Origin of the sequence: Pseudomonas sp. SF2 (assembly GCF_036858055.1) — a bacterium.
GTDB lineage: Bacteria > Pseudomonadota > Gammaproteobacteria > Pseudomonadales > Pseudomonadaceae > Aquipseudomonas.
This window is the reverse complement of record NZ_JAMBDI010000025.1, coordinates 74,708-89,565: the sequence shown is the minus strand read 5'-3', so window position 1 is coordinate 89,565 and position 14,858 is coordinate 74,708. Positions and strand designations below refer to the sequence as shown.

Genomic DNA, 14,858 nt, shown 5'->3' with positions numbered 1-14,858 from the left:
GGAGAGATTCATGCTGCGCCGTATCGTCCCCGCCCTGAGCCTGTTGCTTGCCCTTCCCTTGGCAGCCCAGGCGGCTTCCAAGCAGGAATACGACCTGAACAACATGCTGCAGAAGGTTGCCAAAGAGAGCAGCGTCGGCACCCCGCGAGCCATCAACGAGGATATCCTCGACCAGGGTTATACGGTGGAAGGCAAGGCACTGGTCAACCATCTCAGCGTGCGCCAGGACCATGCCGTGCGCATGCAGGCCAACCCCGAACAGGTACGCAGCCAGCTGGGTGACAGCGTCTGCCGCAACAGCGGGTTCCGCAACCTGATGTCCAAAGGCGCGGTCATGGTCTACCGCTTCACGGTCTACAAGACCAACCAGCCGATCATGGACCAGGCGTTCGACAATGCCAGCTGCCTGGCCGGCAACAAGAAGAAGTAACCAAGCTACACCTTCTCGTCTTCACGGGCGCGCCAGCGCCCTTCAGCGGCGTCGGCGCGGATCTCTGCCAGCAGCGCCTGCAAGTAGCGCGACTGGCATTCATGCCCAGACAGCCTGCGCCGGCACTCGGCCTCCAGGCTCAGGTGATGCACCTGCGCCGCATTCTCCAGCTGCTGGTAAAGCTGCCGGTCCACTTCGATGATCAAGCGATGCATACCGCCACCTCCTGCATCGACACGTTTCGCTTTACCCAGTTAACCAAACCCGCATCACCCGTGGTTGCATGCCGACGGGCGGCTGTGCCGAACACCCCCGGCACGATTGGGCCCAAGGGTCTAGATTGAGGTCAGAGGTATTGGTGCAGAAGGAGACGTTGCATGCCTTACCAATCGAGTGAACTGCTGTTCAGCCACTTCCGCGACAACAACATCGACCTGAGCAACATCGACGCACAACTGCAACTGGTAGCACCGAACAGCCCCAACCTGCCGCTGTACCGCGACATGATGCTGACCATCCTGCGCATGGCCCATGACGACACCGACCGCTGGAGCGCCAAGATCACCCTGCAGGCCCTGCGCGAACTGGACCATTCGTTCCGCACCCTGGAACGCTACAAGGGCCGGCGCAAGGTGACCGTGTTCGGCTCGGCGCGCACCCCGCTGGAACACCCGATGTACGCCCTGGCCCGCGAACTGGGCGCAACCCTGGCGCGCTCCGACCTGATGGTCATCACCGGTGCCGGCGGCGGTATCATGGCTGCAGCCCATGAAGGCGCCGGCAGCGACCACAGCCTGGGTTTCAACATCACCCTGCCCTTCGAACAACACGCCAACCCCACGGTGGACGGCACCGACAAGCTGCTGCCGTTCCACTTCTTCTTCATCCGCAAGCTGTTCTTCGTCAAGGAAGCCGATGCCCTGGTACTGTGCCCAGGCGGTTTCGGCACCCTGGATGAAGCGCTGGAGGTGCTGACCCTGATCCAGACCGGCAAGAGCCCGCTGGTGCCGGTGGTGCTGCTGGATTCGCCGGGCGGCAGCTTCTGGCGCGACTGCCTGGACTTCATCAGCCGCCAGCTGGAGGAAAACCGCTACATCCTGCCCAGCGACCTGAAATTGCTGCGCCTGGTGCACAGCGCTGACGAGGCAGTGGAGGAAATCAACCAGTTCTACAGCAACTACCACTCCAGCCGCTGGCTGAAGAGCCAGTTCGTGATCCGCATGCACCACCCGCTCAGCGAGGCGGCGCTGTATGACATCCAGGAAGGCTTTGCCGACTTGCGCCTGAGTGGCAAATATCACCAGCAACCTGATAGCAGTGCCGAGCACGAAGTGGGCAATTTCAGTCACCTGACCCGTTTGTCATTTGCCTTCAATGGCCGGGATCAGGGCAGGCTGCGCGAGCTGGTGGATTTCATCAACCTGCCAGAGAACTGGGCCAAGCCGCAGCCCATGCATACCACGCAGCGGGCCAGGGAGGCGTTGAAGGTCAGTTGATTCCGTGCCCAACGTCAGGGGCGCAATTCACCCTGTGGGAGCGGGTTCATCGAGGCGTCGAACCGCCGCGAAGAATCCAACGCGGTGCATGGCACCGGCTACGCCGGTGTTCGCGGGTAAACCCGCTCCCACAGGGTCCGTGCCAGACCGCAGCCTCAGCCTTCAGTAATCGTCAAGATCACGCCCACTGAGCAGGCGGCCGATCATGTCCATGGGGAAACCCCGGTAAGCCAGAAACCGGGTCTGCTGGGCACGGCTGCGCGGATCTTGCGGGCGCTGCCCGGCAAATTTGCGCTGCCATACGTCACGCATGCGCTCGCCCCAGTCCACCTCGCTCTCGCGTAGCGCCTGCTCGATATCAGCACGCGCCAAACCGCGCTGGCCTAGCTCTTCGCGAATACGCGCAGGGCCGTAACCGGAGCTGGAACGGTACCGGATGAAACTTTCCAGGTAGCGGGCTTCGCTAAGCAGCCCTTCTTCGGCGAGCCGGTCGAGTTCAGGCTCGATCAGCTCGTCCGAAGCGCCGCGCTGACGCAACTTGCGCGTCAGCTCGACGCGACCGTGCTCACGTCGCGCGAGCAGGTCCATGGCTGTCCGACGGATGGCGACGGGGGTGTCGAGTACGGCGGACATGTTCGGCTATCTACCGAGCAATCAATAGCCGGCGTCAGCATCGGCCATGTCGTCGGCATCAGCTTCGACAGCAGCAGCCTTACCAGCAGCCGCAACAGCACCAGCAGTCAGCAGCTTCTCGCGAATCTGCTTCTCGATCTCGGCACCAATAGCCGGGTTCTCAGCCAGGTACTTGGCAGCGTTTGCTTTGCCTTGACCGATCTTGTTGCCCTGGTAGGCGTACCAGGCACCGGACTTCTCGACCAGGCCCTGGGAAACACCCAGGTCAATGATCTCGCCGTTACGGTAGATGCCCTTGCCATAGAGGATCTGGAACTCGGCCTGACGGAACGGCGGCGAGACCTTGTTCTTGACGATCTTGACGCGGGTTTCGCTACCGACCACCTCGTCGCCTTCCTTGACCGCGCCGGTACGGCGGATATCCAGACGCACCGAGGCGTAGAACTTCAGGGCGTTACCGCCGGTGGTGGTTTCCGGGCTGCCGAACATCACGCCGATCTTCATACGGATCTGGTTGATGAAGATGACCAGGCAGTTGGCGTTCTTGATGTTACCGGTGATCTTGCGCAGCGCCTGGGACATCAGGCGCGCCTGCAGGCCCACGTGCATGTCACCCATCTCGCCTTCGATCTCGGCCTTGGGTACCAGGGCAGCCACGGAGTCGACGATGATCACGTCAACAGCGTTGGAACGCACCAGCATGTCGGTGATTTCCAGGGCCTGTTCGCCGGTGTCCGGCTGCGAAACCAGCAGGTCGTCGACGTTGACGCCCAGCTTGCCGGCGTATTCAGGGTCGAGGGCGTGTTCGGCGTCGACGAAGGCGCAGGTGGCGCCGTTTTTCTGGGCTTCGGCGATGACCGACAGGGTCAGCGTGGTCTTACCCGACGATTCCGGACCGTAGATCTCGACGATACGGCCTTTTGGCAGGCCGCCGATGCCCAGGGCAATGTCCAGGCCCAGCGAGCCGGTGGAGATGGCAGGGATAGCCTGGCGCTCGTGGTCGCCCATGCGCATGACCGCGCCCTTGCCGAATTGGCGTTCGATCTGACCCAGGGCCGCAGCCAAGGCGCGCTTCTTGTTGTCGTCCATTGAAATCCTCACGTGTTCGACTTGGCCCTGACGGCCGGAATACCTGTATAAGTAGCCAGTATTATTCCACAGGCAAGCGCCCGCGCAAACCCCTGTCTTCGATTTACTCGGCACCAAGCTGTAACAAGCCGTCTAACGCGGCGATCACCGTCTGTCGGCGTACCGCTTCGCGGTCGCCATCGAACTGGCGCCGCTCGCTGAACACGCGGCTACCGTCACCCCAGGCCAGCCACACGGTACCCACCGGTTTGGCCGGCGAACCACCGTCCGGCCCGGCAACCCCGCTCACCGCCACCGCAAAGCGCGCGCCGCTGGCTGCCTGGGCACCACGGACCATGGCCTCGACCACTTCCTGGCTGACTGCGCCAACCTCGGCGAACAGCGCCGCAGGCACGCTCAGCTGGCGAGTTTTCTGGGCATTGGAATAGGTCACATAGCCAGCCTCGAACCAGGCAGAGCTACCGGGCACGCGGGTGATGGCTTCGGCTATGCCTCCGCCGGTGCAGGACTCAGCAGTGGTGACCTGCGCGTTGAAGCGGCGCAAATGTTCGCCGAGGCGGGTGGCGAGGACAGTGATCGGGTCCATGTCGGGGTTCCTTGACGGGAGTGGGACACCGTAGCATTTTTGCGGCTTTCGAGTGCAAGCCTTACAGGCGCCAGACGCGTCGAGACAGGCACTAAAGCTCACCACGCACCTCCCGCACATAAGCCTGGCAGGCCCGTAACGCAATCAATCCCCGGTCCCCCTCATCGGTGATGGCGATAATTCGTCGAGCATGCGTCGGCTCAAGTCCGGCACGTACGGTTGCATGATCCACGCCGCCGGCGCTGGCGGCGGCAGACACTGTGTCGAGGAGGGTGTCGCGTTCGACCAGGACCGACAGGCGCAGATCGGCAGTAGCAAGGCGATCACGCAGGCGAGCCTGAGACTGCTGAACATCGGCAAGTTCCTTGAAATGACGGGTTTCACTTTCTTCCAGGCGTCGTTCGAGCATCTGACGCCGCTCACGTTCGGCGAGCAGCCTGGAAGCCTCGGCGTCCGCCTGGGCTTGCGCCTGTTGCGCCAGCTGCTGGCCATAGCGCCAACCCTGAACCTGCCAGGCCAGCGCTGCGGACAGCAGAAGCAAGCCCCCGCCCAGCCCCAGTTGCCACCGGCTCAACACAACACCTCGCGGGCCCGCGCCCAAAGCTTGAGGCGATCATCCAGCCCATTGAGCCCACCATTGATATGGCGCGTGATGCGATTGAACTCGCCCCGGTCAGCCAGGGCATTGAGCCCGCGCGAATGCCAGAACCATGCCGCTGATTCACAGGCCCAGCGTGGTTGTTCGAGCAGTTGCGGTTGCGCCAGCAAGCGCTGATCGCCAAACAACGCGCGGCTGCAGGCCAGGTAATTATTGCGCCCGGTAACCTGGATCAGACCGCGCCCGCAATACAGCTGGCCATCGCCATCAGCCTGGGGTGTATTACCCAGGCGCAGGGCCAGGCTGCCGGTGTCATAGCGGGCCAGGTAGCGGTCATTGCCCAGCTCCTTCACATGACGGAACTGGCCTGACTCATGGCCGACCTGGGCGATGAACGCCGCCACGCGCTTGGGGTTGTCAATTTCCCAACGTGGCAGGCTTAGGTTCAGTGCAGAAAGAAAAACGCCCGCTACAGGGCGGGCGTTCGGCAAAATGTGTAGCAATTGCGCTTCAGTGAGCATGTCTGACACTCCTTTGCATCACCCTCAAGCCTTGATGGCGGCCTGGCGGTGGGGCGCTGCGCCCTTGGTCTTTACCTTGCCTGACTTGCCGCCATTGCCTTGCACGGTGGTGCGCCAGCCCGAGCTGGTGAACACGTGCTCCACCGAGTCGATCTGGTACTGCCCGTCGAGGCCATCGACAAAACCTTGCAAGTCGATGCTGCGCTCGGCGAACAGGTCGGTGCGCCCAGGCAAGTCCAGGCGCACATGGGCGGTATCGCGGTTGAAACTGGCCAAGCGAGCCCTGGCTGCCTGCTCGGCGGCAGCACGGTTGGGGTAAAGGTGACGGTCGGTATGCACCGGCCGTTGCCCCTCAGCGGCCTCATCGTTGACCAGCTCGATAGTCCGCACCTCGCCACTGGCTACGTCAAGATGACGGGTGCGCACAGCCTTGCGCGCAGCCTTGTCATCGAGGCGGAAGTACCATTGGCTGACCTCGCCACGGGCAATGCCGACCACGCCCAGGGATTTGCCACTGGCGCTCTGCCCGCTCTGGCGCGGCAGCACCAGCAATTGGCCATTTGCCACCTTGGCGGTGCTGTCGAATTGGCGCGCCAGGCGGGTGATGAAATTGAAGTCCGATTCGTTGACCTGATCCACCCGCGGCACCAGCGTGGACACCGGGCAGATTGCCTGCCAGCCATTGCGTGCACCGATTTCGGCGACGATGCGCTGCAAGGGTACGGCCTCCCAGCTCCCGTTGCGGATGGTCCGGCCACTGCCGCGCAGATCGCTGGCCTTGCCACGGATCACCAGGGTGTCGGGTGGGCCGAGCAACTCGACTTCATCGACGGTGTAACGCCCCAGCCGGGTCAACGGCTGGCCGGCGTAACCCAGATGCACCTCGATCAGGGCGCCACGAGCCGGCACGGCCACAGTGCCGTCTCGTGCATCGATGCGCAGCTCGAAGTCATCCGATTCCATGCCCGGCCTGTCAGTGGAACGCAGCAGCAACAGGCGATCGTTGATCAGCGCAGTGATGTCCTTGCCGTCGGCGTGGATGCGAAATTGTGGCTGCATGGCATCAGCCCCACAGGTGTATGGCGTTGGCCGGTGACAGCGCCAGCGCCGGCAAGCGGAGCGTCACGCCGCTGCGAAATGGCTGAGACTCATCGGCCAACCCCTGGTTGGCTTGCAACACCGCTTCGACGCTGCCATCGAGATGCCCGTAATAATGGTGACAGAGGGTGTCGAGCAGATCGCCCTCAGACGTTTTGCAAGTCTTGTCCATAACTGACGAACTCCAGTGAGAAACCTTGTTTGCGCGCAATGCCGCCAGCCAGCAAGGCGCCCTGCTCTTCCTCGATGCGGGTCAGGCACCAGGTGCCAAGCACTTCGCCATAGCCGGTGGTCAATGACAGGGGCAGCAGTTGGCGGCCGATGCCACGCAGGGCCTGCAACTGGCCCAGTCCGCCCTTGAAGCCCGGGAAGATCGCGCCACGGATGTTGATGGTCTCTTCCCCCAGACCCACCGCCTGCTGGGCATTCTCGCGGCTCAAACGTTCTTGCCCAGCCCAGCGAAAGCGCGTTTGCCGGCGCAGTTGATCGAAGGCTGCGGTGTCGAGGTTGAAGTAATACGGCGCTGCGTTGGCCTTCAGCGGCTGCAGTACCAGCAGGTGCGGGAACGGCGTGATCGCTTGCGCCGCAGGTGTGGCGTCAGGCGCGAGGCCAAAGGTCGACAGTACACCGCTGGCGACCGAACGCACATCACCAATCACCCGCCGCACTGCCGCTCCGGCCTTGCCCAGCTGTTCGGTGAAGGCCCCAACGCGATCGCGCACCTTGCGCACCACATCGAGGGTCTGGTCGTACTTGGCGATCACCTTGTCGACGCGCTGCCTGGCCGAGTCCATGGCGCGCAGGGTGCGTTGCAGGCGCTCGCCGATCACCGGGCCGATCCATGGCAGGGCTTCGAGCTCAGCGGCCGCCTCCCTGGTGTGGCCGACCGCCTGGTTCATCGGCTCGAGCATGGCGTCGGCACGCCGACGCCCCGCCTCGCCCGCCTTGACCAGTGCATGCAGGCCACCTTGCAGCTGTTCCAGGTAGGTCATGGGTTCTCCTCATGGCTGTGGTTGATCGACCATCTGCACCGCGCGCGCCTGACGCATCAAGTCGTCGAGCACGCGCCGGGCGATGGCTTCCAGTTGTTGCAGGGTGGTCGGGTCATCGAAACTGTTGTTGAAGGTCACCGGCATGTTGGCGGTGAAGGTGAATTGCTGGTTGATGGAGGGCGTAGCCACAGCCGGTGATGGCGGTGTCGAAATAGCTGGCGGTGCAGGCGTGACGCTTTTCTGCAATCGGCTTGCCTGGTCGGGGAAACCGGCAACGTCCTGGCTCGCCCCAGTCGCATCGAAGCCGGAGACGAATGCCAGGGACTTGCCTGACGCGCCCCCAATCACTGTTCCCATACCCGGTATCACCGAACCGATCATGGCGCCCGCTGCCGCACCACCGAGCCCACCGACCGATGAACCGGCCAAGCTGCCGACCCGTTGCGCGCTCGAAGTCGCAGTCAACGCTGCCGGAGTGCTGACATTTTTCTGCAATCGGGCTGTCTGGTCAGGGGAGCCGGTAACGCCCTTGCTCATCCCTGGCGCATCGGAGCCGGCCACGGATGCCACAGCCTTGCCTAACGCGCCGCCGACGAATTCACCGCCCATGCCGCCCAGATAACCACCACCCAGGCTCCCCAGCAGGCCGCCGATGGCGCCGCCGATCACTGTTCCTAAACCGGGCACCACCGAACCGATCATGGCACCGGCTGCCGCGCCACCGAGCCATCCGGCCGAAGAGCCGGCCAAGCTGCCACCCAGCCCGCCTAAAGCCTCGCCATAGCCTTCCAGCTTCTCTTCGGGCGTGGCGTCGCCCTGGTAGATATCGGCCACCTGCAGCGAGGTATCCAGCACTGCCGTCAGTGGCGCGCGCTTGAACAGCGTTCCTGCCAATGGCAGCTGCCTGCCTGTGGCGATCAAAGGTAGCGAAGCCCCCCTCTCGGAAGCAGCTTGCGCCTCGGCCGCCAAAGGCGTTCCTTTGCTGTGTGGCGTGGGCTCATCCTCCTGCGCAAACCAGTTGAACAGCGCACCGCCGACCTGATCACCCGCAGCCTCGCCCACCTGGCCGCCAAACCTGGCCCACTGCTCTTGCGCGGTCTCTTCCTCCTTCTGCTCTGCCGCCTGTTGAGCATTCTGCTTCCGTGCAGCTTCTTTTTGCGCCTTGATTTGAGCCTTGCGCCGGCTTTCACGTCTGCTCTGACGTTTCCCTCTGCTTGTACCTGTGCTCGAGGTTCTGCCTATCGCTTTACCTTTGCCTTTGAACAGCAGAGGTGCCATCGCGCCCAGCACGCGACCGCCGATTTCGCCGACTGCAGCGCCGACGCCGCGTGCCCTTTCTTCGCCGTCCTCAGCGCTGATTAGCACCTTGGCCAGCTTGCCGAAGGTTTCGACACGGTTGTCCCGCCACTCCTTCGAAACACGCTCGCGTATCGCACGCTGTCGTTCCGGCGGCAGCTTGCGCATGACGCCAGCGATAGCAACCCCACCCCCCCCGGCGGCCATCGCGAGGGCCTTGCCGAGGTTGCCCGAGTCGTCACCTGCATCCGTGCCGGGTGCCTGCCCGGGAGCCTGCGCGAGGGCCTGCGCAGGCGCTTGCAGCTTGCCGGGTCCCACTGGCCCCTGCACGACCGAGTGCCACTGCTGAAAGACATTGACCGTCATCTGGCCCTGCAGCGGCTTGAGCTGCGCCAGCCCGGCAATCACCTGGTCCAGCATCAGGTAATGCTGGCGTAAACGCTCAACGGCATCGGCCTCATCGCCCAACCCGGCGATGGGCCCTTCCTCTTGCTGTGCCTGGTCCAGCGCCAGCTGGCGTTCGACCTGACGTACTTTGCCGAGCTCCAACCCCAGCCGGATCACTTCGCCGATGAGCCGGCCAAGCCGGGTGCCGTCAGCCTGCCGGCGCAGGCGTTCGACGTCCCGGCGCAGCATTTCGATGGCCTGGCCCACAGGGTTCATGACGGTGACGCCGAGCCCGAGCGAGAACACCTCTGTGTTCGCCATAGGTTCCTCCTTGTCACGGGGCGAGCCACCAGACCATGTCGCTGTACGACATGGTCATGATCTCGCTCGCAGAAAAATTCAGCTCCTTGGCCAGCCGCCGGGCGGCGGCCTTTTGCCGGCCCGGGTCAAAGTTCGTCGTCCTGCACCAGGCGAAAATAACCGCTTTGCAGACGGCTATAGTCCTTCAGGGCCAGGCCTTCGAGGTCCTTGATGCCAACCTCGGCCAGCGACGCGAACAGGTTCAGTTCGCGCTGCTCGTCATCATCCACACCCCCGGCATGGGCGTTGCGGATGTCCCGCACGGTCGGTGCCCGCAGCGACAGGCTGTCGACCTGAACACCATTGGCTTCGCTGGGGCGCGACAGGCGCACGGTGACGCGATCGGCGCTCAGGGTCAGCCATTGAGGCTGCTTCTTCACTTGAGCCATGGTCATCTCCTTACAAGCCGAGCGCGGCACGCTGGGCAGCCAACTGGTCGACGCCATCGATCACGCGCTTCATGCCCAACGCGTCGATTTCATAGATCAGGCGGCCATCGACTTCGAGCTTGTAGTAGGTCAGGCCGACGCTGTGCTTGATCTCGGCCTTGTCACCGGACTTCCAGTCACCCATGTCGATTTCCTTGAGCGTGCCACGCAGGGTCACCACTACCGGGTTGATCTTGCCCTTGAGGCCCTTGAAGGCGCCGCGGAACGTACCGTTGAAGCCACTGCCGTCGGCCAGGCCGAAGAACTTCAGCGCTTCGCGGCGCACACCGGTGGTGGTGAAGGCCGCTTCCTGCTTTTCCATGCCCAGGTCCATTTCGACCGGCATGTCCATGCCGCCGGGGCGGTGTTCCTCCATCTTCAGGGTGAGTTTGGGCAGGGTCAGGCTAGGTACATCACCCTGGAAGCTGACGCCATCGACGAACAGGTTCAGGTTGGCCAGGGTTTCGGGAATCATTGCCATGTAAATGCGCTCCTTAAGCGGCGGAATCGAGGACTTCGGTCAGCCACTGGTTGGTGACTTCGACACGGAAATTGGGGTTTTCGGCAGGCGGCACGTCGGTGAAACGAATGTTCCAGTACACCTTGCCCTGCTCGAGCTGGCTGGCGGTGTTCAGCTCCGGGTCGGCGAAGACCTCGAAATTGATGATCGCGCCCTGGTTCTTCAGGTCACGCATGAAGGCCTGCAGGCCCTCGGTGACGTCCTTGACGTAGGTGGCGGTGATGGCGCGGTCGACGGCCCACTTGTGGCCGTAGAGGATCGCGTCCATGACGATGTCCATGGTCCGTACTCGGGTGACGAACGCCCATTTCGGGTCGCTCGACAGGGTGCGGTTGCCCCACAGGCGGAAGCCGTCATCGCGGATGATGGTGGCGATGTTGGCGTTGTTCAGCAGGTTGGCGCGGCAGCTGTCATCGCCATCGAGAAACTCCACCGGGCGAGTGGTGCCGGTGATGCCGACGAATTCCTTGTTCGAGGGCGAGGCCCAGAAACCGTATTCGCGATCGGTCCAGGCGAACAGGCCGGCGACCCAGGCCGAACCGGGTGCATCGACGGTGGCTTCCTCGCCGTTGTCCCAGTACTGCACGCCCGGGTCGACCAGGAAGGCGCGTTTGGCGCCGAAGTTCTTCGCGTAGTCGATGGCCGCCTGGTCGGTGGTGTTGGGGCCGTCGATGATGGCGATGCCGCGCAGCTTGTCGGCCAGGGCCACCAGTGCCGTGCCCACCGCCTGGGTAGCGCTGTGGCGCGGGGCAGCCAGCAGGCGTGGCTGGGCGTTGAAACGGCTCTTGCCGTCGAGCAGCGCCTGCAGGCCGGTGCGTTTGCCGTCGGCTTGCACCGTGCCGATGATCGCGGCGGTCTGCTCCGCTGCATCGTCCAGCCTGGCCACGCCGCAGGCGACGATGACCGCCTTGGCACGGGTGTAGATGGCGCGGCAGGCCTTGGTGATGGCGGCGTTTTCGCCAAAGGCCGCAACGGCTTCACGCTCGCTGGTGATCAGTACCAGATCGTTGGCCTTGGCGGTGGCGCCAGCGCCCTCGGTGAAGGTGTCGACCAGACCGATGATCGAAGAGGAAGGCAGCGCGATGCTGCGAGCGCCGGTGTCGACGTTTGTTACGGTGACGCCGTGGAAGAATCCACTCATGTAGGTTTACTCCGGGTTCAGGTATGAAAAGACCCTGCGGGTGCAGGGCCTGAAGGGTGCTGCCAGAAAAGAAAACGCCCCGGCGGTGCGGGGCGTTATTGGGTAAACTGGACGAGCCAGTCGGGTGCCGACGGGCGGCTCTGCGTAAAGGTGGGAAACGCTTCAGCCTGGGGCCAATTGCGCAGGCTTTGCCGATACTCAAGAAGCTTCGAAAACTGCTCGCTGTCCAGGGTAGTAAGCGCGCCGATATCGTGTTCGTCACGGTGACGGGTCACCATACCATCGGTAGCCAGCAACCGCTCATCACGCCAGCGGCGCTCAATCGTTGCCAGCTCATCAGGGCTCGGCGGCGGCGGGTCGATCAGGAACGGAACACCGTCATCGCCCCAGGCGATCACCCGCCCAGAACGCTCACCCTTGAGCAGTTCACTTTTGAGTTCCGCCGATATCTCGATGGCATCACTCGGAATATTTGAATTTTCCGCGCTGCTGTAAAAGCCCCGCGTAGACTTGCAAGCGAAAACCTGAATTTCCATAACTCAGTACCCAATAAACATAGCGGTGTATCCAACGATGCCCGTTGGAATGATGATGTTCCCCGCGCTGACTGTGCGGGGAATAATGTCTATCCCACTCGGACTTGCGTTCTGCCCGGTTACCCAATGCCCAGCGTTGGCAGTGCCCAAGGAATAGGCCACCAGACTGGTGCTGAATGCCTCGGGCAACGTAATTCGGGCCGAACTTTGGTTCGCAGCAATTTGACCATTGCACCACTGGACAACGATGCCGCTCGGATGCTTCATGTAGCCATTGCTGCCCTTGAGGAACCCAAACAGCGCGGTGTCTTGAGTTAGCGAAGCGTTACCCGCGATAAACCAGATGCCGCCTGCAGAAATCAGGGTGATGTTACTGTTGCCTCCAACGTCTACAGAAGATTCTGCAGTTTTAGCGGTACTTACATAGATTACGTCGGCCCCTTGAGCCTTGATCGTGGCAAGGTTACTCGCTCGAATATAGACGCATGAGCCAATTGGCACACTCGAAAGCAGCGGGAGCGTGATGTTAGACGCTGCCGTATTCAAGTTGATAAGACAGTTGACCCGCGAAGGGGGAATAGTTTGGCCCGCCGTGGTGTAGGCATAGCCATTCTGGAAGCCGCCGATTGCCCGTTGGACAAACTCAGTAGTTGCAATCTTCGTCGTTACGTCGAACTGAGCCGGTGTAGGTGCCGCCGGAGCGCCAGTGAACACCGGACTTGCTAAAGGCGCAGCGCCGATGGCCAGCAACGCGGCAGGTGCCGTGGCGGCCTCCAACAGGCCCTTGATGGACGCCGATACGTTCGCATTGGTGTAGGTCGTAACCCAGGGCGTCCAGACATTCTGATAAAGGCTACGGGTTTTAGTGCCGCTGACCAATGTCCCAGACGCATACGGGTAGGCCACCTGAGTAATGCTGCCGCCGGCGTAGGCCAGGGTAAGGCAGTACCAGTAAGAAACTTCCGTACCTGGGCTGTTCGGCACGACACGTGACAGAATTTTCGGATACCAGCCCGCCGCCAGAATGCTGTCCCAGTCGGTAACTTCATCGGTGTTGCTGAACATCGGGCCGGCCGCAGCAAGGGCGGCTTGCACAAATGCCGTATTGGCCAGCTGGGCGGTGTTGGTCCCGATCGCCGCTGTCGGCGCCGTCGGAACCCCCGTTAATGCTGGGCTGGCCAAGTTCGCCTTGAGCGCCAGAGCCGTGTCGATCTGAGTCTTGGTGTAGACATCGGTCAGGCCATAGCCCGCCACCGTCGTCGGGTTGGTCGCAGCGGTCACCCGGCCATAGGCATCGACCGTGACGCTGCGGTATGTGCCAGCGGCCACGCCGCTGCGCCCGAACGCCATTTCGTACGCCAGGGCAGTCACCCCCAGGGTAATTGGCGCATCGGTCAGCAGCTGCCAGGCGCTTTCCGCGTTGACCGTGCCGCGCTCGACCAGCACCAGCATGCCAGGGGTTACCTTGGCGCTACTATCCGCATCGGAACAGCGGGTCCAGGCGCCGCCGGCCACCAGATACAGGCCATTATCCTTGGCTGCAGTCTGGTTCTTCACCAATACCCGCGCCCCGGCAGTCAGCGCCACGCCATCAACCGTCTGCAACCCGGTCAAGGCAATGTTCGCCGTAGTCGCCGCCAGCACCGAATGCTTGAAGTCCTGCCTGGCCAGTTCCTCGGTAACCCACTCCCGAGTCGCCAGCACCACTGCCGGATCGATCTTCAACTGCACATTGCTGGCGCTGCTGACCACCAGGTTCATCCGCACCACCTGGGTACGTCCCGACCCCTGGCTCAGCAGCGGCTTGTAGGTCGGCGCGCAATTGGCCACGGCAACCATGTCACCATCGGCATCGTAAAGCGCAATTTCGCGAATCCACTTGCCGCCAACGTCGGCCGGGATGACCTGCTCGGCAATGATGATCGCGCTGTTCTTGTCATCCACCTTCAGCTGGTTCAACGGCGCCCGGCGCCATTCGTTGATCAGGCTGGTCTGGGTGGCATTGGGGGTAGGATCGGTGCCTTTGGCATCGCCGACACCCATCTGGGTGATTTTCCAGGCAATGCCCAAGGCATCGGCATTGGCCTGTTTCGCCGCGCCCACGTTGGTGAGGATGGCGTAGAACTGAGAAGTCTGGTCAACCATGTGCAATGTCCAAGGTATCGATTGTGTGTTCGCGGCCACCGCGCCCCATCACGCCGATGACTTCGATGTCACGGGGCGCCAACGGGTAGATGTCCAGTTCGTCGCCGTCCTGGATCGCGCAGCCGAAATGAAGGGCGCCACGGCTTTCGAGGCTGATCACCAGGCCGGTCAGGTGGCGGCTGACCGGCCGGGCGTCGTCGATCAGGGCAGACAGTTCCTGATAGGTGCTTTCACTGATGCCCGTATCGGAAACGCCGATCTTCAGGGCGAACGTGCCCGCCTGAGCAGGCGGCGTTGTCTGCCACCACTCCTGCACCTCGATCAGGTAGCCGAAGGGCTCCACCACCCGCCGGAGCGCACCCAGGGTGCCTTTGTGGGCATGGACGAAGAACGCCGAGCGGATCACCGAGCGTTTGATCTCATCGCTCCAGCTGTCCTCCCAACGGTCCACCGACCAGGCCCAGGCCAGCTGATAAAGAAGATGCGCCGGGCAGGTATCCGGGTTGTAGAGTTGGCGCAGGCTGACCTTGAGGTCCTCGTCCGCAGCCACTTCGATGGCCCGCTCCAGCGCGGTGCGGTTGAGCGGCAACAGGCTCTGCATA

Annotated in this window: 18 protein-coding genes; 2 read left to right on the top strand and 16 right to left on the bottom strand. The window is 62.8% G+C overall.

Features of this window, described 5'->3' with window-relative positions; genetic code table 11:
• Positions 1–10 precede the first annotated feature (10 nt).
• Positions 11–430 carry a quorum-sensing-regulated virulence factor family protein gene (locus M2S36_RS16240; RefSeq protein WP_333957470.1) on the top strand — a complete coding sequence of 140 codons (420 nt, stop codon included), beginning with the start codon at positions 11–13 and terminating at the stop codon, positions 428–430.
• Positions 431–435: 5 nt separating this feature from the next.
• On the opposite strand, the gene M2S36_RS16235 is transcribed toward M2S36_RS16240, so the two are convergent.
• Positions 436–645, bottom strand: a complete 210-nt coding sequence (locus M2S36_RS16235) for a hypothetical protein (protein WP_207829376.1) — start codon at positions 643–645, stop codon at positions 436–438.
• Between the two features lie 162 nt (positions 646–807).
• On the opposite strand from M2S36_RS16235, the gene M2S36_RS16230 reads away from it, so the two are divergent.
• Positions 808–1,926 carry an LOG family protein gene (locus M2S36_RS16230; protein WP_025337997.1) on the top strand — a complete coding sequence of 373 codons (1,119 nt, stop codon included), beginning with the start codon at positions 808–810 and terminating at the stop codon, positions 1,924–1,926.
• A 162-nt stretch (positions 1,927–2,088) separates the two neighbouring features.
• Here M2S36_RS16230 and recX read toward each other — a convergent pair whose 3' ends face one another.
• The 15 genes from recX to M2S36_RS16155 all read right to left on the bottom strand — a co-directional run bounded on the left by recX (position 2,089) and on the right by M2S36_RS16155 (position 14,857).
• A complete protein-coding gene (recX, locus tag M2S36_RS16225) occupies positions 2,089–2,559 on the bottom strand; it encodes a recombination regulator RecX (protein WP_046616639.1) in 471 nt (156 codons plus the stop codon).
• A gap of 21 nt (positions 2,560–2,580) precedes the next feature.
• The gene (gene recA, locus M2S36_RS16220) at positions 2,581–3,648 is read right to left on the bottom strand and encodes a recombinase RecA (protein ID WP_085626456.1); all 1,068 of its coding nucleotides are present in this window, start codon (positions 3,646–3,648) and stop codon (positions 2,581–2,583) included.
• Positions 3,649–3,751: 103 nt separating this feature from the next.
• Positions 3,752–4,234, bottom strand: coding sequence for a CinA family protein (locus tag M2S36_RS16215; protein WP_233693951.1), 483 nt, complete (start codon positions 4,232–4,234; stop codon positions 3,752–3,754).
• Positions 4,235–4,325: 91 nt separating this feature from the next.
• On the bottom strand, positions 4,326–4,775 hold the full coding sequence (locus M2S36_RS16210) for a lysis system i-spanin subunit Rz (RefSeq protein WP_442969527.1): 450 nt from the start codon (positions 4,773–4,775) through the stop codon (positions 4,326–4,328).
• Between the two features lie 29 nt (positions 4,776–4,804).
• On the bottom strand, positions 4,805–5,353 hold the full coding sequence (locus M2S36_RS16205; protein WP_207829389.1) for a glycoside hydrolase family 19 protein: 549 nt from the start codon (positions 5,351–5,353) through the stop codon (positions 4,805–4,807).
• Between the two features lie 24 nt (positions 5,354–5,377).
• Entirely contained in the window at positions 5,378–6,412 is a 1,035-nt protein-coding gene (locus M2S36_RS16200) for a phage late control D family protein (protein WP_233693950.1), read from the bottom strand.
• Between the two features lie 4 nt (positions 6,413–6,416).
• A complete protein-coding gene (locus tag M2S36_RS16195) occupies positions 6,417–6,623 on the bottom strand; it encodes a tail protein X (protein ID WP_233687932.1) in 207 nt (68 codons plus the stop codon).
• Complete coding sequence (locus M2S36_RS16190) at positions 6,598–7,443, bottom strand: phage tail protein (RefSeq protein WP_333957469.1); 846 nt, start codon at positions 7,441–7,443, stop codon at positions 6,598–6,600. The genes M2S36_RS16195 and M2S36_RS16190 overlap by 26 nt, the downstream gene beginning before the upstream one ends.
• A 9-nt stretch (positions 7,444–7,452) precedes the next feature.
• Positions 7,453–9,447, bottom strand: coding sequence for a hypothetical protein (locus tag M2S36_RS16185; RefSeq protein WP_333957468.1), 1,995 nt, complete (start codon positions 9,445–9,447; stop codon positions 7,453–7,455).
• Positions 9,448–9,572: 125 nt separating this feature from the next.
• A complete protein-coding gene (locus M2S36_RS16180) occupies positions 9,573–9,875 on the bottom strand; it encodes a phage tail assembly protein (RefSeq protein WP_207829405.1) in 303 nt (100 codons plus the stop codon).
• A 10-nt stretch (positions 9,876–9,885) separates the two neighbouring features.
• Positions 9,886–10,395: a phage major tail tube protein gene (locus M2S36_RS16175; protein WP_027920000.1), complete on the bottom strand. Its 510-nt coding sequence runs from the start codon at positions 10,393–10,395 to the stop codon at positions 9,886–9,888.
• A 13-nt stretch (positions 10,396–10,408) separates the two neighbouring features.
• Positions 10,409–11,575 (bottom strand): phage tail sheath subtilisin-like domain-containing protein, encoded by a 1,167-nt coding sequence (locus tag M2S36_RS16170; RefSeq protein WP_207829406.1) that lies wholly within the window; start codon positions 11,573–11,575, stop codon positions 10,409–10,411.
• A 95-nt stretch (positions 11,576–11,670) separates the two neighbouring features.
• Positions 11,671–12,111, bottom strand: coding sequence for a phage tail assembly chaperone (locus M2S36_RS16165; protein ID WP_233687936.1), 441 nt, complete (start codon positions 12,109–12,111; stop codon positions 11,671–11,673).
• A gap of 3 nt (positions 12,112–12,114) precedes the next feature.
• Positions 12,115–14,256, bottom strand: a complete 2,142-nt coding sequence (locus M2S36_RS16160; RefSeq protein WP_333957467.1) for a phage tail-collar fiber domain-containing protein — start codon at positions 14,254–14,256, stop codon at positions 12,115–12,117.
• Positions 14,249–14,857, bottom strand: a complete 609-nt coding sequence (locus M2S36_RS16155) for a phage tail protein I (RefSeq protein ID WP_207829412.1) — start codon at positions 14,855–14,857, stop codon at positions 14,249–14,251. Before M2S36_RS16155 ends, M2S36_RS16160 begins: the two co-directional genes overlap by 8 nt.
• Position 14,858 lies beyond the last annotated feature (1 nt).